Here is a 23,585-nt window from a genome sequence, read left to right as displayed (position 1 = left end):
CGCTCCAGCGAGTCTAGGCGTACATTGCCTGGTAGTAGCTGGCAAACACCTGCATGAACGTATAGAATAAGCCCAACAAGCAGGCCAAGACCACCCAGGCGGGGGCTTCGTTGATAAGCGATTCCAGCGACCGCTCGCTGTCGATTCGATTGTGCCATATGCGATAGAATTGTGGGAAGGCAACCCGGATGAAAAAAACTGAAACTAAAAAGGTGGCAAACGTCAGCGTGAAGGCCAGCAGGCCACGGGGTGCCGCATTGACCAGCATACTTTGGCCCATCGCATTCATGGGGTCTTTGATGATCGACTGACCGAAATACCAGGTTGCCCCGCAAAAGGTCAGAAACAAACCAAGGATCGTCCAGAGGGCATTGCTCGTCGAGATGGCCTTGGGAATTAATTTGCTCACCGGCGCTGGTGTCGCTTCGACCAGGTTTAGCTCCACGCCAAGCTGTGTGGCTTCTGTCTCAGCATCTTTCGCCCGGCGCAAATAATCTTTCCCCTTCTCGGCATCGATGGCGGTGCGGGCCATTTCGCGCCAGTCGGCGGCATCGTCGAGCAGACTGTTCCGCTTCTCTACCTTCTCCTGGCGTTCTTCCGCCACGATTTTGTCTTTGGCCTCTTTCAATTGGGCCTCCTGTACAACAAGCCGTTCACGGTCGGCGGCAAGGGCTTGTTCCTGCTCATTAATCACATCCTGACTGGTCTTCATTCGATTTTCGGCCTTAGCGGGGGCCTGCCCGTTTTTGCTGATGGTGAAGGGATTAGTCCCTTCTTGCCGAGAGGCGGTCATAACACGAAAGGTTTTTGTTTATCGTCGTTTTTGGGTAAGCGGTACGGTTTTCGATCACTGACCACGTAGGCCGGTGAGTGATAATAGACGGTCAGCACGGTTGCTGACGCATTGGTATCCAGGTACTTCTTGAGCTTCACCGCTTCGTTTTCGGCGGTCGCTTCACAGGCAGTCTTCATCTCTGACCTTCGCGCTTCGGGCAACGTATCCTCGTTATTGATGCCATCGGTTTCACTCACCAACCGCCCATCCACGTTGATATTGATGTAGGAGAGCGACCGCGCGAAGGCATCATGGGCCACAATTGACCGGATCATGGCCAACACCTCATTCTCTTCCTCCGAAAACACCGCCTGTGAATCGAGCAGTTTGCCTTTCAGGTGAGCGAGAAACACCTTCCCAGTGACCGGTAGCACGGCTTTCTTCTCCGCCTGCATCAGGTACGGACGTAGCGCCACGTAGAGCCGCCGACTGTGTTGCACCGCGCCGAATGACGCGGTATACTCCGTAGCCGAAGCCAGGAACAACGAATGGTCGACCGTATAGGCCACTGACTGTTTCCAGGTTGGAAAGTCGTTGGCATTGGTCTCCAGGTACTGAAGCACCCGCTCTATGCTTCGGTCGGCTTTGTCCCTGGCTTCCTTAATCCGGGCAACGATGGCCCATTTGCCCGGTGCCTGCTGATTCGGAGGACTGGCTACCGAAATACCGCCGTCGCCTTTCTGAAGCAGCACAGACAGTTCACTGTCCATTTCCACGTAGTGGCCAAGGGCAATGCGAACAAACTCCAGCAACCGTTTCTCCTTCACCGACCCAACCAATGTATCATCGGTGCCGATCTGGTTGCAGAGGAAATCAAGCAACTCCTCCCCAATGGCTGGCAGGATATGATCGTAGGTAGCCTGGCGAACGAATGGCATCCACGTTGGCCAGGCTGACTTCTTCTGAATGCCACCCAGGAGCGTTTTTAGGGTCTCCGTACTATTGATTAGTAGTTCCGCCATCGTCTTTCTTAGGTTTTTTAGCTGGCTTTTGCTCCTGATTATCAGGATTGTTAGGATTCACCGCCGCATCTGTCGGCGTCACATCAGGCGTATACACCTCGATGTTTTCAAACCAGAACTCTACGGCCGGGTCCCATCCGTTCAGCCGCCGGGCGATCCAGAGGGGCCTAAGCAGCAGTTGCCGATCTGAGTACGTGCGAAACCGCTGCTGGAAATTGGCCGCTACCTCCAGTTCTTTCCCCGATCCACCGAGTTTGCCCCCCGTATCGACGCCGGCTAATGCCGGCAGAATGCCGTGGCCACTGGCTTGGGCCTGGTTAGCCGTGTTGTAGAGCTGCACATACGCATCATCCGTCATCGTGTTCTTCATCGGAATGATCTCCACACCCGGCAACGATTTCATCTGTGAGATATCGTGCTTGTAGAAAGTGACGACCGCACGGTCTGACTCTCCGGCCAACGACTCCTTCATCTGCTGAAGCACTTCATCCTGAAACGCCTGACGCTCCTCATCGGTCTCCAGTCCTTCTTTATCGAAATAGTCATCCGGAATACGGATGAGGTATTTGATGTTGTAGCCGTTGGTCAACCCTGAGATGTGGTACGCCGGAATTTTGTTGGCTACCTCCGTCCACGCTTTGGTGCCCCACCAGGCCGGAAATGAATAGAAGGGTTGACCCGGCAAGCGGTGTTTGGCGTGGTAGATCGCCGACGGGTAGGCATCAGGCCGAAGCGGATCATAGATCGGCACGGCTACACTCTCATCCTTCTTATAGGCTTTAGTGCCAAAATTGGGATTTAGCAAAAACGCCGAGAGCCGATGTTCACCCGCCTGCAACGCCCGGTAGCGCGTTTCAAAACAGTCACGCAGGCTAAAGGGGAGTAGCTTCCCGTTGGAGGCCGCAAAATCAAACTGCGAGAACACCTGACCCGAATAACAGGCCTGCATGGCACCATCGATGTAATAACCAGTTTCCGTTAGTACGTCGTTAAAGTCCTTGATCTCACTGAAATTCTTGTGCTTCGCCTCCAATGGAACGGGCTTGCCCTCCACCATCGTCCCAAACCGCAAACCAAGGCCAACGATGAAATCACGCCGCGTCTCCAGCAGTTGCCACTTCGTGTCATTGTCGGTGGCAATGGCGTGCATCTCATTGGGCTTGCTGTTTTTCGCACCCCACGCAATACACTCGTTCACTCCTGACGCGGTACCCGCCGACGTGGTGGTGTTGGCCTGGTCTTTGGTCGACGGCGTGATCTCTACATACGCACCGGCACGGCTTGGCTCGTGACGTAGCAGAAAGATGTTGTTACTTAACCGGTGTACCGACATAATTAGTAGTTGTGCATGACGCGCATGCCATTGAATTCGACGATCAGATCAATGCAGAGGTCGAACGTGCGGCTCTTGGCCGGCTGAAATAGCCGAAGCAGCCCGTTGCGGTTCATCTTCTTACGCTCCTCCAGTCCGTTGGCCACCGGTAGGCGGGTACAGCCAATTTTTTCGGTAATGGAGCCATCGACCTTGCGGGCCTTGACCGAAAACACCGCTCCTGGTTTATTGACCAGTGAGAGCACACCGCCCTCACCCGTCAGCGCAATGGTTTGCTTCACGTTTTTTGCCTGATTTGACCCGTCAAACCTACCCTACCTGGTCACCTGGCTATAGGACGGGTTCTATTTTGGGGTTGGTAGGGGGGTGTTTTCAATGGATTTTTTCGCAGACCAAACAGAATCAAGTTGTTAGCAAAAAAAAGAGCGTTTGAGAGGGGTCTCAAACGCTCGACAGTGGCCCGCACTATAGCGGATTCGGCAATTGCCGGTTTCTGAAAATGGGATATAACCAGCCTCCTGGCGGAGTTGTCAGACTAATTCGGAAAGGGGTATTAAATTCTTGCCAGGTGATTGCGCTGGGGACCGACGTTGGCGACGAACTGCTTGAACTTACCCCACAGCAGGTAGTCTAAGGCATCGGTGCCATCGGTAGCATACTCTCTGTTCTTCGCCGTCTTCTCGCTACCCTTGTCTTTGCCAAAGCTTCCATCGGTCTTGACCGGCGTGGCCTTCATGGCGATGAGCAGTTCCTTGTTATGGTGCCGGTTGAAGCGGAGGCGTGGTGCTCGTGGGTTCGACTGCTCCAGCAGCAGGCCGATCAAGTTGTACTTGCTCTTATGGCCTGGGTTGCGCCCGCCCTGTGCGTACCGCTTCACTACCTTCCACCCCATGTCTTCTAACACCTTAACGAAGGTCTCAAAGAAGGGCCTGTTAGACTCGTCATTACCAGCACTCCTGTTGTTGCCTGACAGGTCACCCCATACATGGACGGTCTTTTTCTCATGCCCTGAGTAGGCATCCCCCCATTTTTTAGCCAGGGTTTTGATGAGGTTTTTTTCGGGTTCCGTGACGGATACTTTCTCAAACAGGCTCCTCAGTACCCGAAATTCGGTACTTACCTCTTGGCCTGTAACACACCAGCAAATGTCGGCATTGAAATCAAGGCTTATCTCCAGGTCCCGATCTGAGAGGTAGTCATTAGAGCGGTATACGTGCAGCTTCAGCTTATCATCCCACTGATAATCGTAGGATTGCTGGTAATAATGCACCGCTTCAGAGAGGGCGAAATAGAATGAATTGGGGACTTTCTTCAACCGGACATTAAGAACCTCGACGTCGAATTGTAAATCCGTCAGCAGCTCACGCAGATTATCCGCAAAGTCGGCAGGCAATACATCCTGATTATCCACATAAGTTGCTTCGAGCCATAGGTGCGAGGGTGGGGTTTTCTCTTTGTCTTCGGGCGTCATCTTCGACCGGATCTCCATCATCCGGTGGTACGCCTCCTCCGTCTTTAGAATCCAGTTGCCGCTATCGGTCCAGGGAGCCGACGAAAAGTCGTAGAATGATTTCCACTTATGGCTATTGGCAATCGAGCGGTACTTGTTTGCCCGCATCGTTGGTAGCACCACTTCACCCAAAAAAGATTCGTTCAGCAAGGCTGATTCGTCCGCTCGTACGGCATCCGAGTTGATACCCCGGTGCGTTTGGGCGTTATCCTGGCTGACCATTTGATAGGCCAACCCATTGATAAACGAAATGGTGTAGGGAATGGCTCGCTTCCCCACTGGCTCATAGGGCGTATCCCAATGATCCGGGGGTTTTATGCCAACCACATAGGCACCATAGGGTTGTGATTTGCTATACTCGAAAAGGCCACAATCAGCCAAACCAGCCTTTAGGCCCGGCAGCACAACCGAGTCGAGCTGCACGTAGGTTTCCCCTGTCAGCAGCACTTTCCCCTTGGGCAACTCCCAGAAATTTTCGTAGGTATCCTGTGCCAGGGTTCGGGTTTTGCCCGAACCCCGACCTCCCAGAAACGTTTTTCGTTTGGCCCGGCTCCGATGATATTTCCGCTGTTTGTCATTGGCGTAGACGTACCTGGTATCGTCCCGACGTGGCGGGGCCTTGTGCTTATTCGTCGTCGTCACGCTGCTGCTGCTTCAGTACGTTGATATTGCCAACAAATACCACGTTGGGCTTCGTCAGGAAGTCGCTTGGATCGAAACCACTGGCGTCTTCGCGGTACAAACCCTCCAGTTTTTTAGCCTCCACCCAACACGCTTCAGCGGTTTTGTAGTCTTTTTCGGCCCTGGCCAGGTTACTCAGCGTTTCCAGGTACACCACGGCCGCACGGGTCTTACCCCGCTTGTTCACCTCACGGGCATTACCATAGATATGGTACGACTCGTCGATCACGACCCTGGCCATGCCTTCCTTGATCTCAAACTGCTTCTCCAGTGCCGACCGCACCATTTCGTCGGTTCGGCCAATCGAGAGCATTCCCCAGGCGAAGGAATACTTCAGGAACATTTCCCGCTGGGTCTGGGTCATGGCCGGTTTTCGCGGCTGCTTTGGGTCCTGCTCCCAACTCAACTCATCGTTCAAATACTGTAAATACACGTCGAGCTTATCGGCATCGACACCCAACTGCCGATTCATTCGGCGCATTGAATTCCCTCTTATTTTCTTTGCCATCGGTCCTAACCTAAAATCACCAGCGTAAACCTACGCTGGTGACTAGGGGGCCTATAGGACGAATTTTAATCGAATAAGCTGGTACCCGTCGGATCGCTGATCGCCTCCATCGCCTGCATCCGCATCTCCCGTTCGCCCTCGACGTCGTGGTGTGGGTAAAGCACCGTACCCTCATCGAAGAAGTGTGCCCAACTGCGTTTGAGTTGCCTGCCACGTTCATTGTGCTTGTCGTAGGCGAAATCCGGCACCGGCAGCTTACGATGTGGGTGCGTCAGCCAGGCCCATAGCAACGTCCAGTCAATCATCCGTGACTTCCGCGCCCGGCAGAGCAGCAATACCGCGTGCGTCAGGAACAGTCGTTGGGGTTCATTCTTATCCTCCTTTTTCTTAGCCTGCTCTCGGTAGCTCTCATAGAGTGCCCATATGTTGGCAGGCATCATCGGTTCAGCCAGGCCAATGTCCTCCGAGCACATGATCCGGAGCCGCTTCCAGACGTATTCGCCGTAATTGCTAGTGTAAAGCTCTACCGCCCAATACATCGCCTCGGCTTCCCGACCGCGCCGGATGCACTTCTGCATGGCCGACGATACCTCGAAGAAGTCATACCCCTTCTGGGTTTTCAGATCGTATTTGCTCATAGCTGGATCGTGATTTTACCGGCCTCGACACTGACCGTTACCTGTTGACCGGTCGCAAACCCGGCCTCACTCATCCATTTGCCGGCCAACTGTAGGGCTGGCATCCACACCAGCTTATAGCGGGCATCGCGGCGGGTCATTGACCCAATTTTTCGTTTACTTTGCACTGTCAGATTTGATTTCGTGGTTGAACTCGACTTTGACACCAGTGCCCGGCAGGCTCCACCCTGCCGGGCACACTTCATTTAAAAGAGGCTCACTTGGGCTACGTTGATTGCCTTCTTCCGCATCCCGCTTCGGATATTCATCCAGGCATCCCGCACACACTCACCGAAGAACAGCCATACCTTCTTTCTCCAGAGGCGGTGTGCCTCCTGCATCACCAGCCGTAATAGGGTCTTCTTCTTTGTCATTTTGGGGTTCTCGAACTTCCGTACTTTGGGCACATACACGCGCGTTCTAGCCATGTCGTTGGGTGTAGTCTTGATTGGTTTGTGGTTGAACTACTCCTGTATATTCTCCCTGCAAAACGGATTGACAATGCGCCAAATCGTGTTTTTTTCAGGTGAAATCGTGTTTTTTTTCAGAACAATTGAAGCTGTCCGGTACCGCCACTGGCTCCAGTTATCACTCCCTTTGCAGGTTCCTTTGCATAATCCTTTGCCGGTATTACCTGTTGCAAAGGCATTTCGGGTGCAGGCTTCGCCTTCGCCCTGGCGTAGTTCATGATGTGCGATTGCTCCGCCGTGATCGGCTCAATCGTCGGCTGGCCAGTAGCCCGAAGATGGGCGTTGATCCGGTAGCCAAACCGCCATTCCATCAGCAGCGAATCCATGCATACCGCTTCGCCTTCGCAGCCGTGCAAGGCCATGTTTACCGCCGTCATCCGGGTGCATATCGGGTCCACGTCGGCACCAAAGGTGTAGTTGCCCGGCGCAATCGCCTGCCAGGCTAGCAGTAGTCGGCCTGATCCGCACGCCGGGTCATGAATCGTCTGGCCTTGGCCGGTCAGCTTCTCGTCGGCACCTGTCATCATGGCCATCAGGTCACACACGTCCGGTGGCGTGAAGAACTGACCCAACCACTGCGATTTACCCCGGCTGTTCAGCACCTCGTAATAGCTACCCAGGGCGTCATACCAGCCTCCGACACCGTCCTTGACGATCTGCTGATCTTGCAGCTTAATCAGCGACCGCAGCAACTGCACGAAGCTGTCGAGGGAGCCATATTGCGTTTTTAGGTTCTCGTAGATGCCAACCCGCTCCGGCATAAACGATTCGGTCATGAAGTCAATGAAGTCGGCGTAGAAACGGCCGTAGTTCCAACCATGCTCCAGTTGGCAGAATAGTTTGTTGAAGTCACGCAGATCGTGCGGTACATCGGTCGATTTAATCATTTGGGGAGATTTGAAAGTCGGTGAAACAAAAAGCCCCGCCTGATCAGGCGGGGCATGGGCATCAAAACGGTACGTCGTCGGTCAGGGCCGGGTGGTTGATCAGCGCCGAGCGCATCAGGTGCTCGGCGTAATAGTCTTTGATCCGGAAGCCGGTCAGTGACTGAAACCGCTCTTCAATGCGGGCTTGCAGCCAGGCCGGTGGCGATACGTACCCATTGGGTTTCCAGGACTTCACAAAGGCAATCGCATCCTCGATGCTGACCGGCACCGGCGCAATCTCCAGAATCTCCTGGATCTGCACATCCAGTTCCAGACCGGTCTTCTTAAACCAGCTTTTCGACACGTCACCCAGGCAGTTACGATCTCCCCACCGCTCAAAGTTTTCTTTCGGAAACGGGCGTAGGTGCATCGACAGCACTACCTCAATCGACAGGTGCATTTCGGCATCGAAACGGGCGGTTTGCCACATCCGGGCCAATTCAAGGGGGTTCGTCGAATGCTCCAGCAGGTAACTGTGTTCCTGCTCTTCGGTGTCTATGCCGTCAGGCAATGGCGTTGGCAGTTGGGCTAAATGGGCTACCGTGTAGATGCCCATGCGCTCACAGATCGTGCGGTCCAGGTTGCCAATATGCATCTTGCGGCCTACCTGCGAGGCCCATGCCTGGTAGTCGGCAATACTGCCGTTGGTCGCTGCCTGGAAGCGTTCCAGGTTCGTGCGTGGGGGTACGGTTGCGGTCGTCGCTTCCATATATCAGATGTAGGTTTGTGGTTGAACTACCTCTGTATATTCTCCCTGCGGAATGGATTAACAACATGACCAATCTGAAATATTTTCCATAAAAAAAGCCCTCCCATTCAACTGGGAGGGCTTTTTTTATGGATTGAAACTATGCGATATCAATTTCAAAATCACCAGTTTGTTTGGGCTTTATTTCTGATACTTGAACGCCTATTGCATGACCAGAAACGCCATTTGAAAGCTTGCCAAAAATTTGATGAACAGAATGTACAATGTGGGTAGCGGGTGATGACATCGTTTGAATAAACTCCTCTAATGACGTTTCGCTGTTTGGAGGAAGGAGGATTTTGTCTCCTTCGGCAAGGTGTGGTGCTGATTCAAGGCTAAGGGACAAAAACTGCTCCAGCTTAGATTCATCACCAAGCGAACGCTTCAAAAAAATGACCAATACCATAATACAGTATGTTTGAGTTGAAATGGCAAGCTAATAAAAAAACCCCCGAACATTGTCCGGGGGCGGCTTCATAGTCACTATGTAGTGAGGTCCACGCTAACCTCTCCAATGGCCAATCAAAAAATGGCTTTTAACCTAAAAAGATCTGTCTATATAGAACACGCTGAAATAATGAACGGTGTCCTCTTTCTCAGATGCTATTGTATGGAGGTAATTTGTGATCTCATGCTCTGCATCGGAAAGTTCTTGCAAAACTGGATTAACCTCATATTCAATGTAGTGCTGGAACTGATCATCGCCAGGCAGTTCGCCAGCTTTCTGGCGTTCAATGAATTCTTGCTTCGATACGCGGATAACCCGGATGGCTGGTGCAGGCATGTTTAGAACGGAAGTTTGAGGGTTTTTTGAAAGGGGTGCTTCAGCTTCGATTTTGCTGAAGACTTCTTCAAAGTAACCACCTCCGACCCAAACACGCGCTGCAATAGCTGAAAATCTTTCTCCTCCGCATCCACGTTCCGAAACTCAGCCAGGCCGCCGGCATTCACAAACGTATCCTTCTGCGCAAAGTAAAAGCGGTTGTCTTTCCAGCTAAACCGGTGTTCGTACGCATTCAGGCACGAGATCCAGTAATCTTCGTTTACCTTGATATCGCCAGAATACCACAGCTTCGACCCCTTCAGTACCCCATGGGCACAACCGGTGTGGTAGCCCGCTACGCTGATCGGCTGCATCGGGTTGTAGAGCACCGGTGCTGGCACGTGGGCAAACGAGAACAAATGCCCGCCCATCTGTCGGCAGCAGTCGGCCGCCACCTGAATCAGATCATAGGCCGTAGCCGGGTCCACCTGGCTTACTTCGCCTGGCTCGGTATAGACACGTTGCATCGAGCCAATATCGTCGTCGAGCATGAACACATCGCCAAAGTGCCGAATGATCCAGTCCCGTTTCCTGGCCAAACCAATAACCGAATCTGGGTGTGTCACCACCTCAATGCCGGGGTTATTGGCCCGGTAAGCATCCGCCTGGCTATCGGGCACGCAAATGATCGCGTTGGCCACTACCGCCGTCGTCCTGACGCGCGTAGCCCGCTTGTGGCTCGGTATTACGACTTTGCATTCCATGCCTCCACAAACTGTTTAGCCGTGATCACCCGCGTTTGCCCAACCCGCTCCGATTTGTAGCTTTTGGCCTGGCCGAGTCGGAGCAACTCCGCGATGTTGTTCTGATCGATCTCGTTCGTCGAAACGATAACAATAGCCTGGTACTGCTCTGAGAATTTGGCCACGATGGGCATTTCGGGCGTTTCCTGCACACCCGCCATTTCGGCCACGTCCGCATCCAGGGTGGCAAAGTCAATCCCAAAATCGAAGTCATTCAACAGATCGGCAAACTCATCCTTCAGCAACACCGCATCCCATTCGCCAAACTTGGCGTTCTCAATCACCATCACCTCCTTAAATTCGGCTTCGGTCAGCTTCCTGCTGGCCACCCGCACGTCGATGGGTTCCGTACCGCGGCCAAGCAGTTGCAATGCCTTCAGCCGCTGATGGCCACTCACCAGCGTCCCGTCCTGATCAATGATCGGTGTCGAGATCAACCCGTACTTCTCCACCAGGTCAGTAAGCTGTTTTTTCTTCGCCGCCGAAATCTTCCGGGGGTTCTTCTCATACGGTACCAGGTCATTCACTACCCGTTGCCCGTTCTCAAAACGTATTGTACTCATCTATCAAAAATTGGTTAAAGCGATTGTAGTTTGGCCCTTAGCTGCTCAATCTCGGCCTGCCAACGGGCTATCATCACGGCGTTCCGTTGCCGGGTGCTGTCGTTTTTGGCTCCCTGGCTCCGTTTCCCGGCCTTAATGATGTTCGATTGTAGGCACTGAATCTGGTACCGAAGCTTCTCCTCGTCGTTGGGCAGTTCCCGCGCGTTCGGTGTCTGCACGGCTGGCAGCGCCCCCAACTCCAGCAGCAACCTGATCGCATCCTGTTTGCTCTTCCAGGCTTCGCGGAGGGCCAAAATGCGCTTCACCGTGTCGGCCGCGCTCATCGAATCCGGAATACTGTGCAGGGTGTTGGAGAGACCGGCCTTCTCGGCATGAATCGCGTTGCGCTCGGTGGTCAGGGTCTCAATCCGTTCGCGCACTTCAACGGGCAACTGCTCTACGGGTATGGGTGCCCGCGCGGGCCGGGGTATAACCACCGGTTCAGCTACCTGGCGTTTGGCAAACTCCGACGGGGAGAAATGTTGGAGGGCGGCCAGTTGCTGGCGGGCTTCTTCCAGTTCAGGCGCGGGGGCCTGGCAACGCTCCAGTAGGCGAAGGTTCGCCTTGGCCTGCATGATCTGCTGTTGTTGCTCCTGCTCTGTCATGGGGCAAACCTACGTCCCCAGCGGCACCCGCGTCAGGACCTGTTGTCGCCAGCACGTCGCGAAACGCTTCTACCGCACTCAGGTAGTCATGCTCATTAATAAACGTCAGAGGGTCGTCCATCTGATTGTTGGCCGCAACCCGGTTGCGCAACTGCATCAGGTAATAATCAATGGCGTCCAACAGGGTTGAAACGCCTACACCAGCCGATTGCAGGAACTGCGAAATGGAAGGAAACCCTTCAGGGGCTGGCGGTATCATAGAAAATCTCCGACTGGTCACCGTTCACACAGTACGCCAAGGCGACCGTATAGGTACTTACAACCCTATGCCAGTCGGAATGCCTTCCGACCGGTCGCATTGACATAATTGCACTGTGTGAACGGGGGCAAACATACGAAAAAAGGTTGTCGGCATCGCCAACAACCTTTCGTACTCACCTGCTCATTCGTCTATTTCACCCTTTTTGCTATCGCGCGGATCATATAACGCCGCATAATCCTGTATCACGTTCGAGGTGTCCGGCTCTTTATTCAGTAAGGTCTCTAACCGAGACATCGCCTTTCGTTGTAGCTGCTCCGCCCGCGGTAGTACCTCCGGTGGCATTTCCGCCTGTAGTGTCGGTTCCTGGCTTTGCTCCGGTACTACCAGGTCGGATACTGGTTCCGGGCTTGGCTCCGGTGGCAAACTTGGCTCCGGTTGTGTCGGCACTGGTGGTTGCGCTGGCTCCTGGTCTTGGGGCGGTTGCGCTGGTTGTCGTTTTGCCACTGGCTTTAGGTTTAAAGTACTGGGTAACTCCCAACAAAATCAGTTTATCCGCGATCTCATCAGTCAATTCCGCTTGGTTGATCATCACGTCTCCATGTCCTGGAACGATATGACGAACGCCCCCCTCGGGAACGTTCGTCAAGTCATACTTCGTCAGCATTGGGCTGGATTAAGGGCCTGCTACTACGGCCTCCTGGTCAAACGGCGCAATCGGCAGCGTGGCCATCAGCGCGTCAGGAATCACGCAGGGTTCCCACATCATCCCGTCCACGTCGCCTTTCAGCGTGTAGCCGCGTTTGTCATTGCCTTTCTTGCCGCCTTTGAACGATGATTTGGCAAAAATTGGATCGTCAGAACTACCAACAACCACATACTGCTCGTCTTTCAACTGAAAGATGTAGACGCAACCAGCGTTGATCTGCTTCTTCATCTCCGTCCGGATCTCTTTCGAGAAACCTGCCAGCATCAACTCCACCGTGTGCTTACACGACTGGTAACCCGGATCACCGCTCCAATCCCAGTCTACGCTGGCGGTACCATCAGGAAACAGGATCTCCGCCCACTTGGTACCTACGGCCGTGTAGGTAGGCAGGGCTGTCAACTCGTTCTTCTCGTTGATCTGCGACCGCTTGGGCCACTGATCCTTAATCTTACGGCTGATCATCACCAGCACCCGGCGTACCCCACCGGGGTTGCCTTGCTGAAATGATTGCGCGTCGATGCTTGCAAAATTTGTAAACATGAATTCTAAAACAGAGGGAGGGTTAAACTCAGTTGGCAACCCCCCTCAGGAATGGTTGCCAACTGTTTTGTTTCAATACGGCTTAGGGTTTGTCACCGCTCCAGATTTGTTGCGGTAAGCAAAACTTGCTCGTCAACTGGAAGTCCATCACATACGCGATGTCCCGATTCCGCACGTTGTAGTCGAACACCAGCTTATTCTGCGCCGACTCGTCGTCGTAGATCCAGGCAATGTTGCCGCGGGTAGTGATGATCGGGGCTTCAAACGCATTCGGACCGGTGGTCAGCATACCCGGCTCCACCATAAACTCAATGGTAGTACCCTCGATGGTTTGCTTCTGGAAACCAGCGTTATAGGGCGTGGTGCCATACTGCTTCCGGTAATTGCGCTCATACGCCTTCAGATACGCCAGCGGCGTCAGGCACACCAGGTCTTCGTAGTAGAACTCGGTTGGAATCACGTCGATCAGCTTCTCAAACTCATCCACGCCGTTCAGCGGACTAATGGCCCCAATCGTGGCAATGTTTCTGGCTGGAATACCCGCACTGGCTACCAGTTGCTGGTACTGCAAAAACAGGCCGTCCATCGCGTCAATGGCTGACGTACCCGCGTCGTTCCGCACCCCGTTGATGAAAGCAATGTTGCGGAGTTCGCTCTTCAGCTTCACCACCACCGCCTGAATCAGGTACTGCTCGAAGGGAAACTCATCCTTCTTGATGGTACCGCCCTTCACCTGGCCGTAGTAGGTTTTCCAGAGGGCCTGCACCTTCTTCTCGGTAAACAGCAGGTCCACCTTACAGGGCTTCACCTTGGCCACGCGCGGAATGATCTGGAGCGTGTTCGTCGACGGACGAAAACCAGTCTGGTTGCTTGGTTGCAGCACTGATCCAATCTGTAGCTCCGTCAGCAGCACCTCATCATTGGTCACCATCGGTGTCACAAAATCGGCCAGCGGCCGTACCGGCGTGCCGGCAATGCCATTCAGGCCAGGGGCCAGGGCATTCGTAAAAATCTGGTCCCGGTTCTCACGGGCAAAGTCGGTGGCGGTACCCGCCAACCGACTAAGATCTAATGAATCGTTCATCCTAAAAAAGTGCTTGTTAAATCAGGTGTTTACCCAGCATTTGCAGTATCGAATTACTGATTCCAGGGGGCTTGCTTCCAGGACTGATTACCCCCCTTCGCCGTGTCGGCATCCGCCGCTGCCAGCAGCCCACCGCCCTTGGCGTTCTGATGCCAGGTACGCAGTCGTTCCAGTTCCGCCTGGTTCGTTCGCCAGCTGCCGGCATCCGCCACCAGCGCGTTATAGTCGGCTTCGCCCATCTCGATTTCCCGAACCATCTCAGCCGATGCCTCCGTTGCGGGGGGAGCCACGTCATCACTCGCTTCGGGAGTTGGGTTCACTGACTCTTCTTCGGATTCGGCTTCTACCTCGTCCGTGGTGGTGTCGTCGGCCTGGTCAGCCTCGGCGACGTCGGCGGTGGTGGTGTCGTCAGCGACAACATCCACCAGTGTTTCCTGCTCTTCAGCGGCCTGCTGCTGGAAAAAATGCCGCAGGCTCAATTTGATTTTACGCATATAACTCGTTGAAAAAAAGTTGCTTATCCTTTACGTGCCAGTAAATCAGCCCGCCGAATGGCATCGCCGAGGTAGCCAATCCGGTCGGCCATGCCGTTGGCAATAGCCTGCTTTCCGCTGTACATCTTGCCCGAAAACACGCCGCTCGTGTCGCTGGCCGCGTCGGCAATGGCGGGTCGGCCTGCCTTCACCGTCTTGATGAATTGCGCCCGAATCGGGTTCAGTGCAGCTTTGGTTTCGGCCAGTACGTCCGCCGACAGCGGCTCGAAGCTGTTGAACAACGCCTTCGACTCCGAGCCATCCGCCCGTACAATCGTGACCTTGTAGCCTTCCTTTTCCAGGGCAAGGGTCTGGTCTACGTGCATGGCCAGCACACCAATGGACCCTACTTCGCTACAGGTCTCACTCTCCAGCATGATCTCGTCGGCCTGGCTGGCCACCCAGTACGCGGCTGATGCCGCCATACCGGCTACCCAGGCCACCACTGGCTTCTGTGATTGCTTCACCGCCGCGCCGAACATCTCCACGCCGTCCACTTCACCACCCGGCGAATTCAGTTCGAGCACAATGGCTGAAACCGTCTCATCGCGGTTGGCTTCCAGCACCCAGTTGGCCATGTCTTCGCAGCCCCACGAGCAGTAATCACCGTAGCGGCTCATCGTGCCCATGATCGGGATCACCACCACGTTACCGCTTTTGGTCCCTGCTTTCGAGAGGTATTCATAGCCTAGCACGGCAGCCGACTTATCGGGACCCCAACCATCCCCTTTGCCTTTTTCATCACGCCCGGTCAGGCTGACAAAGCGGGGGGTAGCCCGGTCGGCAACGGCTTCGATGGGTGCTTTACCCAGGCTTAGGCGGTGTAAAACCACCGAGGCCATCCTCTGGTGGAAGGAGGGTTCCAGTGCCCACTTGGCCCCCATCATCATTGCCAACATATCGTTTGTGCAGCTTAATACGCAGCAAACATGAGGGTACTCAACGCCAGCAAACAGGACATAAAAAAAGCCTGCTACCAATCGGCAGCAGGCTTTTTCGTGGCGTAGTGGCCAGGTCAATGCTTAGTTCGAGAATCCCTGTTTGTCAGGCTTAGCCATCATGTTACTAGCGGTAACATGGGTGGAGCTAAACGAATTGTTCTTGTAAACGATATAACCAAAATTGTTGGTGTCCACCAGCGGCTCCATCAGAAACGTGTTCCCCACGACCGTGTTGTAGTCGGCACCGCCATCCCACTGGAGCAGTTCATACGGACCGCCATAGTTGTTTGGCCGTACCCCACCCGGCAACGCATTAGTAATGGTGTTGCCGTTCAGCGTGTTGTACATGCTGCACCAGTACTTACCACCATCACCGCTCGGATGGAAATTCAACACTGGCTCATTAGGTTGCGTGGCCCAAAACAGGTTGCCCGTAAACCGCGCATTCTTCAGGATGAAATCGTTACCCTGTATACTTTTAAACTGGTTACCTGTCAGCGTCAGCCGCGTTACCTGATAGGCTTGAATAGCCCGTTTGTTGGTCGTGATCACGTTCCCGACAATGGTAATATTGCGGGTCAGTGGTCGCAAACCCAACGCAGGCACCTCGAATTGGGCATTATTCGTGATCGAGATGCCCACGCACCCCACCACGTTCGCCTCGTCAATCACCACGTTATTGTCGATCAGATCATCCTGGCCGTTCACGATCTCGATAGCGTTGCCCCGCACATTCCTGATGTGGTTGCGGGAGGTGGCACACCCTGAATGTAGCCCATCCCAAGAAATGGCCATGCCGTAGTTATCAGGGCTTTTGCCACCCAAATTCCAGCAATAATTATCCGCAAACCGGCAGTCTAAATACCTAAGCGTAAAGTCGCCGTACTTCGCCCCGCCGTTGATAAACTCCGCACCCATCCTTCCGACGTCGTGAATCAGGCAGTGGTGAATGTTCACCCGCCGCAAAATCGAGGTGCCGCCCGGATTGTTACTTACGTCGCGGTAGGTCACGAATAAGAAGAAATCCTGATCCGCGTTCGGGGTGGTGCATTCCAACCGGTCGAATTCTAGCCCGTCAATGATAGCGTTTTCGTTGGTCGTTACGGTGGCAAAATACCCATACTGACCACCATAGGGTAGGGTCGGCGACGTGTTCAGAATATGGCCATTGGTCACGCGAACATTCCGGCACGTGCCATTGATATACAGCATGGTACGCGTCGAATTGCCCGTCAGCGTTGCACCGTTGAGGTCTAATGTAAAGTCGTTTTTATTGATAATTTGCAAACATTGGGCATCGCCAAACGTGCAGGTATCGAAATCGAGCCGAACCGTTTTACCCGTGCCCGCGCTGTCAATGGCGGCCTGAATACCCGCTACGGTGTTGACCGTGCAGGAAATTATATTCGGGTTACTGCTACCACCCGACCCTGAGCCTGAACCAGCCGGGCCAGCAGGCCCAACCGGACCTTGTGGGCCAACCGCTCCCGTATCGCCTTTAGGTCCCTGTGGGCCAGCCGCACCAGCCGTCATGCCCGCCAGCTTCTGTTTCTCGGTATCGGTGTAATCGTTGGTCGACAGGCCCTTCCCCGTGATTTTATCCACTTTCCCCGTCAGCGCCGATACGTTGGCCTTCCGGCTGTTGACATACTCCCAGAGCGCGTTGGCCATTTTCCACGTCTCGGTGTAGTTCATGTAGTTCTGTCGAGACGGGTCAGGGGGTGCCGAACCACCCTGTAAGTAGTTTTCCCAGTTGAGCGTATTGCTAGCCGGAAACTCGTAAAACTGCCGAAGTAGCGTAAATATGTATTCTTCCGAGGCAAAGCCCGTTTGCTGCGCAAGCCGTAGAACAGCACGTGTAACCACGTCGGTCTCGCTGTTAGCATCCGGCGTATCTGCGTCCACGCTGAACTCTTCCCAAACGGATGCATTTTGCATCATGCTGCTTGTGGCCATCAACCGCGCTTTCCCCGCCGTGGTGGTGGTGGCTGCGGCTACGCTTCCGCCACTACCACTGCCAGCCGGTCCCTGTGGCCCTTGCGGTCCCTGTGGACCAGCCACACCGGCATCGCCTTTCGGTCCCTGCGGACCAACCGCACCCGTGTCGCCTTTAGGTCCCTGTGGCCCTTTAATGTTGCCATTGGCCAACCATCTGCCTGACCCCAATTGCTTATACACGTCGCCGGTCGCCGTGTCGAGATACAGATTCAGTGTACCATCGGTGCGAGGAGTGGTGCCGGAAGCATCAGCCGGTACACCAGCTCCCGATGTCCATGTGGCTCCATTATAGCCGTCACCCCCTTTGATGTTCACGGCATAGGCAATGTCGGTGGTATACACCCCGCCAATGGCCAGGTATAGCGGGTTAGCCAGTGAAGGCTTTGGTCCTTCACCACCGGCGTAGTCGAACACCTGAAGCACCAACGTTGATTTGCCCCCCATGGGCAAGCCCGCCGTTAGCCCTAACTGGGGAGTCCAGCCGTTGAACCCCTTGTCACCCTTTGCGCCAGTATCCCCTTTCGCGCCGACATCACCTTTGGCACCCGTCGCGCCAGCCGTGCCGACATCACCTTTCGCACCTGTGTCGCCTTTGGGTCCCTGCGGGCCTTTAATGTTGCCATTGGCCAGCCAACGACCTGACCCAAGCTGTTTATAGACATCGCCGGTCGCCATGTCGAGATACAAATCCAAGGTGCCATCGGTGCGAGGAGTGCCGCCCGACGTATCAGCCGGTGCCCCGCTTCCTGCTCTCCACGTGGCTCCATTATAGCCGTCACCCCCTTTGATGTTCACGGCATAGGCAATGTCGGTGGTGTATACCCCGCCAATGGCCAGGTATAGCGGGTTAGCCAGTGAAGGCTTTGGTCCCTCCCCACCTACAAAATCGTATACCCGGAGCACCATCGTTGACTTGCCCCCCATGGGCAAGCCCGCCGTCAAGCCTAACTGAGGGGTCCAGCCATTGAACCCCCGCACACCACGCACGTCCACCGCCTCGGCTATCGTGGCCACATACCCCGTTAGCCCAACATAGGGGAAGGTATTGGGTTTCGGACCCACCCCACCCTGCCAGTCAACCACGTGCCAGCAGAGCCGGTCGCCATCAGGCACCAACCCAAACAGTGGTGTCCACGTCTTGATACTCAGCGTATCAATCAGATTTAATAACGCCTCTAATACAGAAACCGCCGTGTTGGAACGCGGCGGATCAATCGGACTCGTATGAATTGCGGCTCGTAACTGGTCTTTGACCTGTTCGGGCGTCAGTGGCAGCGCCATATATATTAAGAAGTAAAAGTTGTGTCGAACGAAAGATCGAACTCCGGCCGGTAGCTGGTCAGTAGCTCAAAATCATCAAGTAGCCAAAGTGGGTGGTTAAGTCGCACCGCCAGGGTGAACTGGTGTTTGCCGCCGTCAGGGCGTTTGCGTCCGGTGCCGCCGTTTACTTTCAGCCGTGCACCGTTGGCGGGATCGCCAATAACATATGCCTGGTCATTGGCATCGACCACCAGCGCCACCCAGCGCCGGGCACCGTGTTTGGCCAGCCACTGTAACAGGGCTACCGAGTGGGGCACCTCCCAACTAATCAGGCAGTCGGTCTGGTAACCGTTCGCGCCGTACTGATCATCATGGGTAAACTCAGCCATGCCTGGCAACAAGCGCCAGTCAACCACCAGGGCACCCGCTGCAATCAGCACATTGTTGGCCGCCAGGCCAGGGTAGGCTAACCCCGGCGAAGGGAAGCGGGCCGGGTCAAGCACCGTCAGTGCCGGTGTGGCTTCCACCAACCGTAATCGGCGAATACCCCCCGCACTACTTGCTCTGTACCCGGCCTCCAGCGTCGTGACTTCCATGCCACGAACGTACCTATATAGGAGGGCCAACAACAGGACACCCCCGCCAGCCTGACCCCTACCCCCCCATAGCACCAAACCCGCCCAACGTTGGGGTAAAGTCGTCCTAAATCGTGGACAACTTCCCCCCAAAATTGGACGGGTTCCGGCTGGTACAAGACGCATTTAGCGTCTACAATGTAATTAGGCTGCTTGCGTAGTGGCCACCGACGGTGTGGGTTTGAACAGTGCCCGCTCCCGCCGTTCGCGTTGGGCAATCTTGATCGCCGCCTCTTCGGTCAGCTCATCCTCCCGAATGTTATAGACCTTTAGAAATAACTTCACGGCCGACATCTCCGAATCGAACAGGGTGCGTCGGCCGAGCGTGTAGAAAAACAAACAGGTGCGGAAGTAAGCCATCAGCGCCCCGGTGAGCAAAACCCGGCTGTTGGGTGAGAGCGCCGACCGCCGAAACGTCTCGCCCAGTTGGAACTGAATCGGCGTCAGGTTATCCAGATCTGGCAACTCATCGTGGCTAAGCTCCATGGCCTCCAGCGGCACCGACTCTCCCTTGGCAAAGGCCAGCAGCAGAATGCCCCCAAGGTCACTGTTGGCACGAACGGCAATCGGTTCACGGCCAAATTCCTTCAACAAAAAACGACGTACGCAGGGTTTCACCGGTACAGACAGTAGCATAACGTATAGTGATTAGTGTGAAACGTTTGAAAACAGGTTACGGGTAAAACGCAGCATAGCGCCTTCGGGCGAATCGTTGGATAGCCGCTGACCACGGCGGTAAGCATCCGCCAGGGCCTGAATCCGTTGCCGCCGATGCTGCCGAAAGCCACGCACAGCCCCAATGCCATACACCACCAGCACGAGTGTGCAGAAGCAGCCAGCAACGAACAACAAAATGAGCAAACCAACGTTTAAGTAAGGAATCATTTTTTTCGAAGTGATTTCTCTTTTTAAGAGTATTTATTGCAATAATAAGGAAAAGGGAGGCCCGATTTTGAGGCCTCCCTTTCTACATCCGTAGTAATCACTAATTAAAATGGCAGATCACCGGCTTCATCATCGGGTAGCTTAAACCCGGTTGCCGATGTCGATGAACCTGCTACGGGCGGCTCCCCCACTGGCTCCTTCGGCACCGACTGCACGGCTGCTTTCAGCGACGTCCGCTCCACCTGCTCAATCCGGTAGGCTTGCAGGCTGGTCATTATGCCAGAGCGCCCGTCTTTCTCCCAATGGCGACCCTGCACCGTAAAGTACACCGTCACCTCCTGACCCCGCCGTAGGCCATCGGCCATCCCGATGTAATTGCCCGTGAGCTGAAATTCAGGTGTGCTTGCAAAATCCGGGCTGGTGCTGTTGTCGATCTTGATGGCCTGCACCTTAAACCCGCTCTTGCCTACTGATTTGACCGGGAAGGCCTCCATAAACCGGCCCGTAATAGAATTGGTATTCATCTGACTGTTTGGTTAAACGCGTTTGTACTCAATGGCCGTCACGGCTTCGGCAAAGCGGAGTGGCCTGGGAAATACTTCCCGATCCGGTGCGAACATAAACCGCCGCCGACCGGCATCAATGGCCACTTTCCCAATCTCCAGGAGGTACGTTGCCTGCACCACATACACCGCCCTCGCCGTCGGATGACAGGCAAACCGATGGCCTGTTTTTAACTCACTGGCCGTCATGTTGCTTTGACCATCTCACCTAATTTCAGCCCATCAAGTATCGTTTCGTATAACTCGTCGGGTGTTAAGATTTGGGCATGAATCACCCCGCTTACTTTGCCCCTTTTACGGAAGGCATTGAACGCCTTCTCGTAGCTGATATGCTTGACAACACCCAATATGTTGTCCTGCTGAGTGATGAGATACAGCTTGGCTTTCATTATAGACCTATCGGTTCGATCATCGCAACCTGTGCGTCAATCAGTTTGTCTAACTCTCCCTCCAGGTGCCGCGCCAGCTTAAGTAGCTTCCTGTCACGAAACCGCCCCGTACCCGAAGCGAAATAGGCAATTTGTGTATCCCGTACCTGCTTGGTCAGGTCGAGCAATTCAAGGTGTGCTTGTGTCATGGATGTAGCGGCCAGTGGCCAGCATGGTGTTAAAAGTGTCCTGTGCCTGTTCTTCATTCGTCAGGCGTTGGGCAAACCCCCAACCGCCCGTTTCGCCCTTTATCTGAATCACCCAGATACCGTTGAGCTGTACCAGACGGGCTTTCTTGTCAGCAGGAGCCAAGACCAGCGTCTCGGCTCCAAACAATACCTCATTCATACCAGGTGCTTTTCCTGAAATTCCTCGATATCGTTCCGCGTAGCAGCAATCCGCACGGTCAGCGCATTGGTCTTTTGCCAGAAAGCTGCTTCGTAATTGCCCGCATCTTCGGCTTCTTCCGTGAATTCATCCCAGAGGTCAATAGCCTCATTCAGTTTCTCAATTACTTCGTCCAGCTTCGTCATCTGTGGTGGTTTTTTTAAGGTTGTCGTTAAATATTGGCCTCGTAACCAGCCACTTCGCCGATATCGTCTTGAGCTATCAGCACCTCCCCGGCGTTTAATGCCTTCAGGTAGTTATAGGTCGCTTCAATCTGCGTGACATCCTCGCAGTTGGTCAATTTGGTGGCTAGTTCCACAATGGCCGCTTTCATCTTCAGTACCGGCACCCGCTCTTCGGGTGTCAGGCTACCCAGCAGATTACCCCGGTATTTGTCGGCCTGCTTCGTGATCTGGTCCTGCAATGGCGAATCGGCCAGTGCCGCAATGGCGAAGTTTTGGAGCAGGTACGTGACCACTTCATTCCGCTGTTTCATCTTCATGTTGACTGTTGACGCCAAAGCGTCTTGTTTTAATGCAAAAAATTGGTTAACTGCTTGATTATTAGATTTGCCTACCGGTCAATTAGAGTAAACATTTTGCCGGAAACCGTACCCCATAACTCCCTGATACTCACGGGTGCGTTGTCAATGTTGGCTCGTTGACGTTGATTGACGCCGCGTCAACATCTGTCAACCTTCGGCCATTGACTTTGTAGTATTGATTATCAGCGGGTTACGTGTTCTGTTTCCGGCGAAATGTTGACATTTGTTGACAGGACTTTACATTGACTGTCAGCGCGTTAGCTGTCGAATAGGACAAAACCGCGTCAACATGTCAACGTGCTACCGTTTTCGCAATCGACGACCAAGTACAACGACCTGATGACCTCCGGCGAACTCGACAAGCATGTTGCCGTTCTTGCCCCGGATGCACTTACCCTGCTGGCTCAAAACAGCCGTGCAGGTAACTCCTTTCAGGGATTCATCCGTGAGCCTATCTCCGAGATACGTGTATGCTTTCATGGCCTACAACAGGGCTAATTGACCGTGCTTGGCTCTGGTGACAGCTTCAGGTTCTGGCACCTTCCAGATCTTGATCTGACCTCGCCAACCATTCACAATCTCCGTCAGGTGATCATCTTGCGGCACGTACCCGCCAAAACCGCTGTACTGCTCATCGCGCGTAGTACGCTTGCAGCCGTGCTTTAAATAGTCGTCAAGCCGAATAGCTCTGTAGCAGTGGACCTTCACGCCAGAAATAGGCTTGTAGCCGCGATACCACTCCCAATGATCCCAGTGTTCATCTCCCAGGATCTGAACGCTCGTTATTAAGTACGGCTGATCGTTATGGTGATGAGTGCCAAGGGTCCAGTCACCTGCTTTCAGGCAATAATCACCTATCACGTTCGGGATGATGAAATCAGCCATCCGCTCCGCTTCCGGTAAAGCCATGAAAGCGTCACTCCGCTTCTTGAGCATGGGATGGGTGTCTTTCCCCGGATACCAGATGTAATCCGTAAAATCTGGGTGGTCTTCAAATCGGTGTTTCATAGCTTACAGCAGGGTTAGTTGCTCCGCGTCTTCACCTTTTTCAGGTACTCTGATTGCGCCGTCATACGCCCCGGTCAACGTACCCGCTACCTGGTAGATGTTGACGCTCCAAACGGAGAAGCCACTCAGCCCAACCACCACAACTTTGTTGGTCGTCGCGCCGTGATGGCCAATCATTGCGGTTGGCTTACAGCGTGGGTGCGCCCGGTTAGCCCTGGCCACCACGGCGGCAACGTGCGTCTTAAAATCATCGACCGATTCGATAATCTGACAATCGAACTGCTTGAGCTGCGAGGCTACATAAGCCTCCAGCTTGTTCTTGTGACTATGGTTGGTGCCTGGCACCGTGAAATACTGTTTTTTTGACATTGTCTATTGATCTGTGGTT

The 23,585-nt window shown here is 54.2% G+C and carries 34 protein-coding genes; all 34 read right to left on the bottom strand.

What is annotated here, in order from left to right; genetic code table 11:
• Nucleotides 1-13 precede the first annotated feature (13 nt).
• Nucleotides 14-793 (bottom strand): hypothetical protein, encoded by a 780-nt coding sequence (locus J2I48_RS23160; protein WP_207337893.1) that lies wholly within the window; start codon nt 791-793, stop codon nt 14-16.
• Nucleotides 790-1,797: a DUF6712 family protein gene (locus J2I48_RS23155; RefSeq protein WP_207337892.1), complete on the bottom strand. Its 1,008-nt coding sequence runs from the start codon at nt 1,795-1,797 to the stop codon at nt 790-792. Before J2I48_RS23155 ends, J2I48_RS23160 begins: the two co-directional genes overlap by 4 nt.
• Complete coding sequence (locus J2I48_RS23150; protein ID WP_207337891.1) at nt 1,775-3,130, bottom strand: hypothetical protein; 1,356 nt, start codon at nt 3,128-3,130, stop codon at nt 1,775-1,777. Before J2I48_RS23150 ends, J2I48_RS23155 begins: the two co-directional genes overlap by 23 nt.
• Nucleotides 3,131-3,132: 2 nt before the next feature.
• On the bottom strand, nt 3,133-3,411 hold the full coding sequence (locus J2I48_RS23145) for a hypothetical protein (protein WP_207337890.1): 279 nt from the start codon (nt 3,409-3,411) through the stop codon (nt 3,133-3,135).
• 272 nt (nt 3,412-3,683) lie between these two features.
• Entirely contained in the window at nt 3,684-5,282 is a 1,599-nt protein-coding gene (locus tag J2I48_RS23140) for a terminase large subunit domain-containing protein (protein WP_207337889.1), read from the bottom strand.
• Nucleotides 5,266-5,802, bottom strand: a complete 537-nt coding sequence (locus J2I48_RS23135) for a hypothetical protein (protein ID WP_207337888.1) — start codon at nt 5,800-5,802, stop codon at nt 5,266-5,268. Before J2I48_RS23135 ends, J2I48_RS23140 begins: the two co-directional genes overlap by 17 nt.
• Before the next feature lie 92 nt (nt 5,803-5,894).
• Nucleotides 5,895-6,467 carry an AAA family ATPase gene (locus J2I48_RS23130; RefSeq protein WP_207337887.1) on the bottom strand — a complete coding sequence of 191 codons (573 nt, stop codon included), beginning with the start codon at nt 6,465-6,467 and terminating at the stop codon, nt 5,895-5,897.
• Nucleotides 6,464-6,634 (bottom strand): SymE family type I addiction module toxin, encoded by a 171-nt coding sequence (locus tag J2I48_RS28575; RefSeq protein WP_207337886.1) that lies wholly within the window; start codon nt 6,632-6,634, stop codon nt 6,464-6,466. The genes J2I48_RS23130 and J2I48_RS28575 overlap by 4 nt, the downstream gene beginning before the upstream one ends.
• A 78-nt stretch (nt 6,635-6,712) precedes the next feature.
• Nucleotides 6,713-6,934: a hypothetical protein gene (locus J2I48_RS23120; protein WP_229376701.1), complete on the bottom strand. Its 222-nt coding sequence runs from the start codon at nt 6,932-6,934 to the stop codon at nt 6,713-6,715.
• Between the two features lie 116 nt (nt 6,935-7,050).
• Complete coding sequence (locus J2I48_RS23115; RefSeq protein WP_207337885.1) at nt 7,051-7,863, bottom strand: N-6 DNA methylase; 813 nt, start codon at nt 7,861-7,863, stop codon at nt 7,051-7,053.
• A 61-nt stretch (nt 7,864-7,924) separates the two neighbouring features.
• Complete coding sequence (locus tag J2I48_RS23110; RefSeq protein ID WP_207337884.1) at nt 7,925-8,611, bottom strand: hypothetical protein; 687 nt, start codon at nt 8,609-8,611, stop codon at nt 7,925-7,927.
• A 139-nt stretch (nt 8,612-8,750) separates the two neighbouring features.
• Nucleotides 8,751-9,056, bottom strand: a complete 306-nt coding sequence (locus J2I48_RS23105) for a hypothetical protein (protein ID WP_207337883.1) — start codon at nt 9,054-9,056, stop codon at nt 8,751-8,753.
• A gap of 135 nt (nt 9,057-9,191) precedes the next feature.
• The gene (locus J2I48_RS23100) at nt 9,192-9,434 is read right to left on the bottom strand and encodes a hypothetical protein (RefSeq protein WP_207337882.1); all 243 of its coding nucleotides are present in this window, start codon (nt 9,432-9,434) and stop codon (nt 9,192-9,194) included.
• A gap of 2 nt (nt 9,435-9,436) precedes the next feature.
• Nucleotides 9,437-10,177, bottom strand: coding sequence for a GREB1-related protein (locus tag J2I48_RS23095; RefSeq protein ID WP_207337881.1), 741 nt, complete (start codon nt 10,175-10,177; stop codon nt 9,437-9,439).
• Nucleotides 10,159-10,779: a ParB N-terminal domain-containing protein gene (locus tag J2I48_RS23090; protein WP_207337880.1), complete on the bottom strand. Its 621-nt coding sequence runs from the start codon at nt 10,777-10,779 to the stop codon at nt 10,159-10,161. Before J2I48_RS23090 ends, J2I48_RS23095 begins: the two co-directional genes overlap by 19 nt.
• A 14-nt stretch (nt 10,780-10,793) precedes the next feature.
• Nucleotides 10,794-11,423 (bottom strand): hypothetical protein, encoded by a 630-nt coding sequence (locus tag J2I48_RS23085; RefSeq protein ID WP_207337879.1) that lies wholly within the window; start codon nt 11,421-11,423, stop codon nt 10,794-10,796.
• The gene (locus J2I48_RS23080) at nt 11,338-11,682 is read right to left on the bottom strand and encodes a hypothetical protein (protein WP_207337878.1); all 345 of its coding nucleotides are present in this window, start codon (nt 11,680-11,682) and stop codon (nt 11,338-11,340) included. The genes J2I48_RS23085 and J2I48_RS23080 overlap by 86 nt, the downstream gene beginning before the upstream one ends.
• 676 nt (nt 11,683-12,358) lie before the next feature.
• Nucleotides 12,359-12,931 carry a hypothetical protein gene (locus J2I48_RS23075; RefSeq protein WP_207337877.1) on the bottom strand — a complete coding sequence of 191 codons (573 nt, stop codon included), beginning with the start codon at nt 12,929-12,931 and terminating at the stop codon, nt 12,359-12,361.
• Between the two features lie 82 nt (nt 12,932-13,013).
• Nucleotides 13,014-14,015: a hypothetical protein gene (locus J2I48_RS23070; protein ID WP_207337876.1), complete on the bottom strand. Its 1,002-nt coding sequence runs from the start codon at nt 14,013-14,015 to the stop codon at nt 13,014-13,016.
• Nucleotides 14,016-14,068: 53 nt separating this feature from the next.
• On the bottom strand, nt 14,069-14,509 hold the full coding sequence (locus J2I48_RS23065) for a hypothetical protein (RefSeq protein WP_207337875.1): 441 nt from the start codon (nt 14,507-14,509) through the stop codon (nt 14,069-14,071).
• A gap of 23 nt (nt 14,510-14,532) precedes the next feature.
• Complete coding sequence (locus tag J2I48_RS23060) at nt 14,533-15,447, bottom strand: S49 family peptidase (RefSeq protein WP_207337874.1); 915 nt, start codon at nt 15,445-15,447, stop codon at nt 14,533-14,535.
• Nucleotides 15,448-15,570: 123 nt separating this feature from the next.
• Nucleotides 15,571-18,768, bottom strand: a complete 3,198-nt coding sequence (locus J2I48_RS28505) for a right-handed parallel beta-helix repeat-containing protein (RefSeq protein ID WP_207337873.1) — start codon at nt 18,766-18,768, stop codon at nt 15,571-15,573.
• 5 nt (nt 18,769-18,773) lie between these two features.
• Nucleotides 18,774-19,343, bottom strand: coding sequence for a hypothetical protein (locus J2I48_RS23050; protein WP_207337872.1), 570 nt, complete (start codon nt 19,341-19,343; stop codon nt 18,774-18,776).
• Between the two features lie 183 nt (nt 19,344-19,526).
• Entirely contained in the window at nt 19,527-20,018 is a 492-nt protein-coding gene (locus J2I48_RS23045) for a hypothetical protein (protein WP_207337871.1), read from the bottom strand.
• Nucleotides 20,019-20,030: 12 nt separating this feature from the next.
• Nucleotides 20,031-20,267 carry a hypothetical protein gene (locus J2I48_RS23040; RefSeq protein ID WP_207337870.1) on the bottom strand — a complete coding sequence of 79 codons (237 nt, stop codon included), beginning with the start codon at nt 20,265-20,267 and terminating at the stop codon, nt 20,031-20,033.
• A gap of 104 nt (nt 20,268-20,371) precedes the next feature.
• Nucleotides 20,372-20,791 (bottom strand): DUF3127 domain-containing protein, encoded by a 420-nt coding sequence (locus J2I48_RS23035; protein ID WP_207337869.1) that lies wholly within the window; start codon nt 20,789-20,791, stop codon nt 20,372-20,374.
• A gap of 12 nt (nt 20,792-20,803) precedes the next feature.
• The gene (locus J2I48_RS23030; protein ID WP_207337868.1) at nt 20,804-21,019 is read right to left on the bottom strand and encodes a hypothetical protein; all 216 of its coding nucleotides are present in this window, start codon (nt 21,017-21,019) and stop codon (nt 20,804-20,806) included.
• Nucleotides 21,016-21,219 (bottom strand): hypothetical protein, encoded by a 204-nt coding sequence (locus J2I48_RS23025; RefSeq protein WP_207337867.1) that lies wholly within the window; start codon nt 21,217-21,219, stop codon nt 21,016-21,018. Before J2I48_RS23025 ends, J2I48_RS23030 begins: the two co-directional genes overlap by 4 nt.
• Complete coding sequence (locus J2I48_RS23020; protein ID WP_207337866.1) at nt 21,219-21,407, bottom strand: hypothetical protein; 189 nt, start codon at nt 21,405-21,407, stop codon at nt 21,219-21,221. Before J2I48_RS23020 ends, J2I48_RS23025 begins: the two co-directional genes overlap by 1 nt.
• On the bottom strand, nt 21,388-21,606 hold the full coding sequence (locus tag J2I48_RS23015; protein ID WP_207337865.1) for a hypothetical protein: 219 nt from the start codon (nt 21,604-21,606) through the stop codon (nt 21,388-21,390). Before J2I48_RS23015 ends, J2I48_RS23020 begins: the two co-directional genes overlap by 20 nt.
• A complete protein-coding gene (locus J2I48_RS23010) occupies nt 21,603-21,791 on the bottom strand; it encodes a hypothetical protein (protein ID WP_207337864.1) in 189 nt (62 codons plus the stop codon). Before J2I48_RS23010 ends, J2I48_RS23015 begins: the two co-directional genes overlap by 4 nt.
• A gap of 26 nt (nt 21,792-21,817) precedes the next feature.
• Complete coding sequence (locus J2I48_RS23005) at nt 21,818-22,141, bottom strand: hypothetical protein (RefSeq protein WP_207337863.1); 324 nt, start codon at nt 22,139-22,141, stop codon at nt 21,818-21,820.
• Between the two features lie 531 nt (nt 22,142-22,672).
• Nucleotides 22,673-23,197 carry a hypothetical protein gene (locus tag J2I48_RS23000; protein WP_207337862.1) on the bottom strand — a complete coding sequence of 175 codons (525 nt, stop codon included), beginning with the start codon at nt 23,195-23,197 and terminating at the stop codon, nt 22,673-22,675.
• Between the two features lie 3 nt (nt 23,198-23,200).
• Nucleotides 23,201-23,566 (bottom strand): hypothetical protein, encoded by a 366-nt coding sequence (locus J2I48_RS22995; protein ID WP_207337861.1) that lies wholly within the window; start codon nt 23,564-23,566, stop codon nt 23,201-23,203.
• Between the last annotated feature and the right edge of the window lie 19 nt (nt 23,567-23,585).

The organism is Fibrella aquatilis (genome assembly GCF_017353255.1).
Taxonomy (GTDB): Bacteria; Bacteroidota; Bacteroidia; order Cytophagales; family Spirosomataceae; genus Fibrella; species Fibrella aquatilis.
Note: the sequence above shows the minus strand (reverse complement) of the source record. Positions and strands in the feature narration are given on the sequence as shown.

What these genes read in the sequence shown, in the direction of transcription:
- J2I48_RS23090 (WP_207337880.1), bottom strand. Translation starts at nt 10,779, where the DNA reads ATGAGTACAATACGTTTTGAGAACGGGCAACGGGTAGTGAATGACCTG.
- J2I48_RS23095 (WP_207337881.1), bottom strand. Translation starts at nt 10,177, where the DNA reads ATGGAATGCAAAGTCGTAATACCGAGCCACAAGCGGGCTACGCGCGTC.
- J2I48_RS23030 (WP_207337868.1), bottom strand. Translation starts at nt 21,019, where the DNA reads ATGACGGCCAGTGAGTTAAAAACAGGCCATCGGTTTGCCTGTCATCCG.
- J2I48_RS23100 (WP_207337882.1), bottom strand. Translation starts at nt 9,434, where the DNA reads ATGCCTGCACCAGCCATCCGGGTTATCCGCGTATCGAAGCAAGAATTC.
- J2I48_RS23020 (WP_207337866.1), bottom strand. Translation starts at nt 21,407, where the DNA reads ATGACACAAGCACACCTTGAATTGCTCGACCTGACCAAGCAGGTACGG.
- J2I48_RS23050 (WP_207337872.1), bottom strand. Translation starts at nt 19,343, where the DNA reads ATGGAAGTCACGACGCTGGAGGCCGGGTACAGAGCAAGTAGTGCGGGG.
- J2I48_RS23040 (WP_207337870.1), bottom strand. Translation starts at nt 20,267, where the DNA reads ATGATTCCTTACTTAAACGTTGGTTTGCTCATTTTGTTGTTCGTTGCT.
- J2I48_RS23115 (WP_207337885.1), bottom strand. Translation starts at nt 7,863, where the DNA reads ATGATTAAATCGACCGATGTACCGCACGATCTGCGTGACTTCAACAAA.
- J2I48_RS23130 (WP_207337887.1), bottom strand. Translation starts at nt 6,467, where the DNA reads ATGAGCAAATACGATCTGAAAACCCAGAAGGGGTATGACTTCTTCGAG.
- J2I48_RS23150 (WP_207337891.1), bottom strand. Translation starts at nt 3,130, where the DNA reads ATGTCGGTACACCGGTTAAGTAACAACATCTTTCTGCTACGTCACGAG.
- J2I48_RS23110 (WP_207337884.1), bottom strand. Translation starts at nt 8,611, where the DNA reads ATGGAAGCGACGACCGCAACCGTACCCCCACGCACGAACCTGGAACGC.
- J2I48_RS23155 (WP_207337892.1), bottom strand. Translation starts at nt 1,797, where the DNA reads ATGGCGGAACTACTAATCAATAGTACGGAGACCCTAAAAACGCTCCTG.
- J2I48_RS23005 (WP_207337863.1), bottom strand. Translation starts at nt 22,141, where the DNA reads ATGAAACAGCGGAATGAAGTGGTCACGTACCTGCTCCAAAACTTCGCC.
- J2I48_RS23045 (WP_207337871.1), bottom strand. Translation starts at nt 20,018, where the DNA reads ATGCTACTGTCTGTACCGGTGAAACCCTGCGTACGTCGTTTTTTGTTG.
- J2I48_RS23070 (WP_207337876.1), bottom strand. Translation starts at nt 14,015, where the DNA reads ATGAACGATTCATTAGATCTTAGTCGGTTGGCGGGTACCGCCACCGAC.
- J2I48_RS23085 (WP_207337879.1), bottom strand. Translation starts at nt 11,423, where the DNA reads ATGACAGAGCAGGAGCAACAACAGCAGATCATGCAGGCCAAGGCGAAC.
- J2I48_RS23015 (WP_207337865.1), bottom strand. Translation starts at nt 21,606, where the DNA reads ATGAATGAGGTATTGTTTGGAGCCGAGACGCTGGTCTTGGCTCCTGCT.
- J2I48_RS23080 (WP_207337878.1), bottom strand. Translation starts at nt 11,682, where the DNA reads ATGATACCGCCAGCCCCTGAAGGGTTTCCTTCCATTTCGCAGTTCCTG.
- J2I48_RS23065 (WP_207337875.1), bottom strand. Translation starts at nt 14,509, where the DNA reads ATGCGTAAAATCAAATTGAGCCTGCGGCATTTTTTCCAGCAGCAGGCC.
- J2I48_RS22995 (WP_207337861.1), bottom strand. Translation starts at nt 23,566, where the DNA reads ATGTCAAAAAAACAGTATTTCACGGTGCCAGGCACCAACCATAGTCAC.
- J2I48_RS23060 (WP_207337874.1), bottom strand. Translation starts at nt 15,447, where the DNA reads ATGTTGGCAATGATGATGGGGGCCAAGTGGGCACTGGAACCCTCCTTC.
- J2I48_RS23120 (WP_229376701.1), bottom strand. Translation starts at nt 6,934, where the DNA reads ATGGCTAGAACGCGCGTGTATGTGCCCAAAGTACGGAAGTTCGAGAAC.
- J2I48_RS23035 (WP_207337869.1), bottom strand. Translation starts at nt 20,791, where the DNA reads ATGAATACCAATTCTATTACGGGCCGGTTTATGGAGGCCTTCCCGGTC.
- J2I48_RS23160 (WP_207337893.1), bottom strand. Translation starts at nt 793, where the DNA reads ATGACCGCCTCTCGGCAAGAAGGGACTAATCCCTTCACCATCAGCAAA.
- J2I48_RS23135 (WP_207337888.1), bottom strand. Translation starts at nt 5,802, where the DNA reads ATGCGCCGAATGAATCGGCAGTTGGGTGTCGATGCCGATAAGCTCGAC.
- J2I48_RS28505 (WP_207337873.1), bottom strand. Translation starts at nt 18,768, where the DNA reads ATGGCGCTGCCACTGACGCCCGAACAGGTCAAAGACCAGTTACGAGCC.
- J2I48_RS23025 (WP_207337867.1), bottom strand. Translation starts at nt 21,219, where the DNA reads ATGAAAGCCAAGCTGTATCTCATCACTCAGCAGGACAACATATTGGGT.
- J2I48_RS23075 (WP_207337877.1), bottom strand. Translation starts at nt 12,931, where the DNA reads ATGTTTACAAATTTTGCAAGCATCGACGCGCAATCATTTCAGCAAGGC.
- J2I48_RS23010 (WP_207337864.1), bottom strand. Translation starts at nt 21,791, where the DNA reads ATGACGAAGCTGGACGAAGTAATTGAGAAACTGAATGAGGCTATTGAC.
- J2I48_RS23000 (WP_207337862.1), bottom strand. Translation starts at nt 23,197, where the DNA reads ATGAAACACCGATTTGAAGACCACCCAGATTTTACGGATTACATCTGG.
- J2I48_RS23105 (WP_207337883.1), bottom strand. Translation starts at nt 9,056, where the DNA reads ATGGTATTGGTCATTTTTTTGAAGCGTTCGCTTGGTGATGAATCTAAG.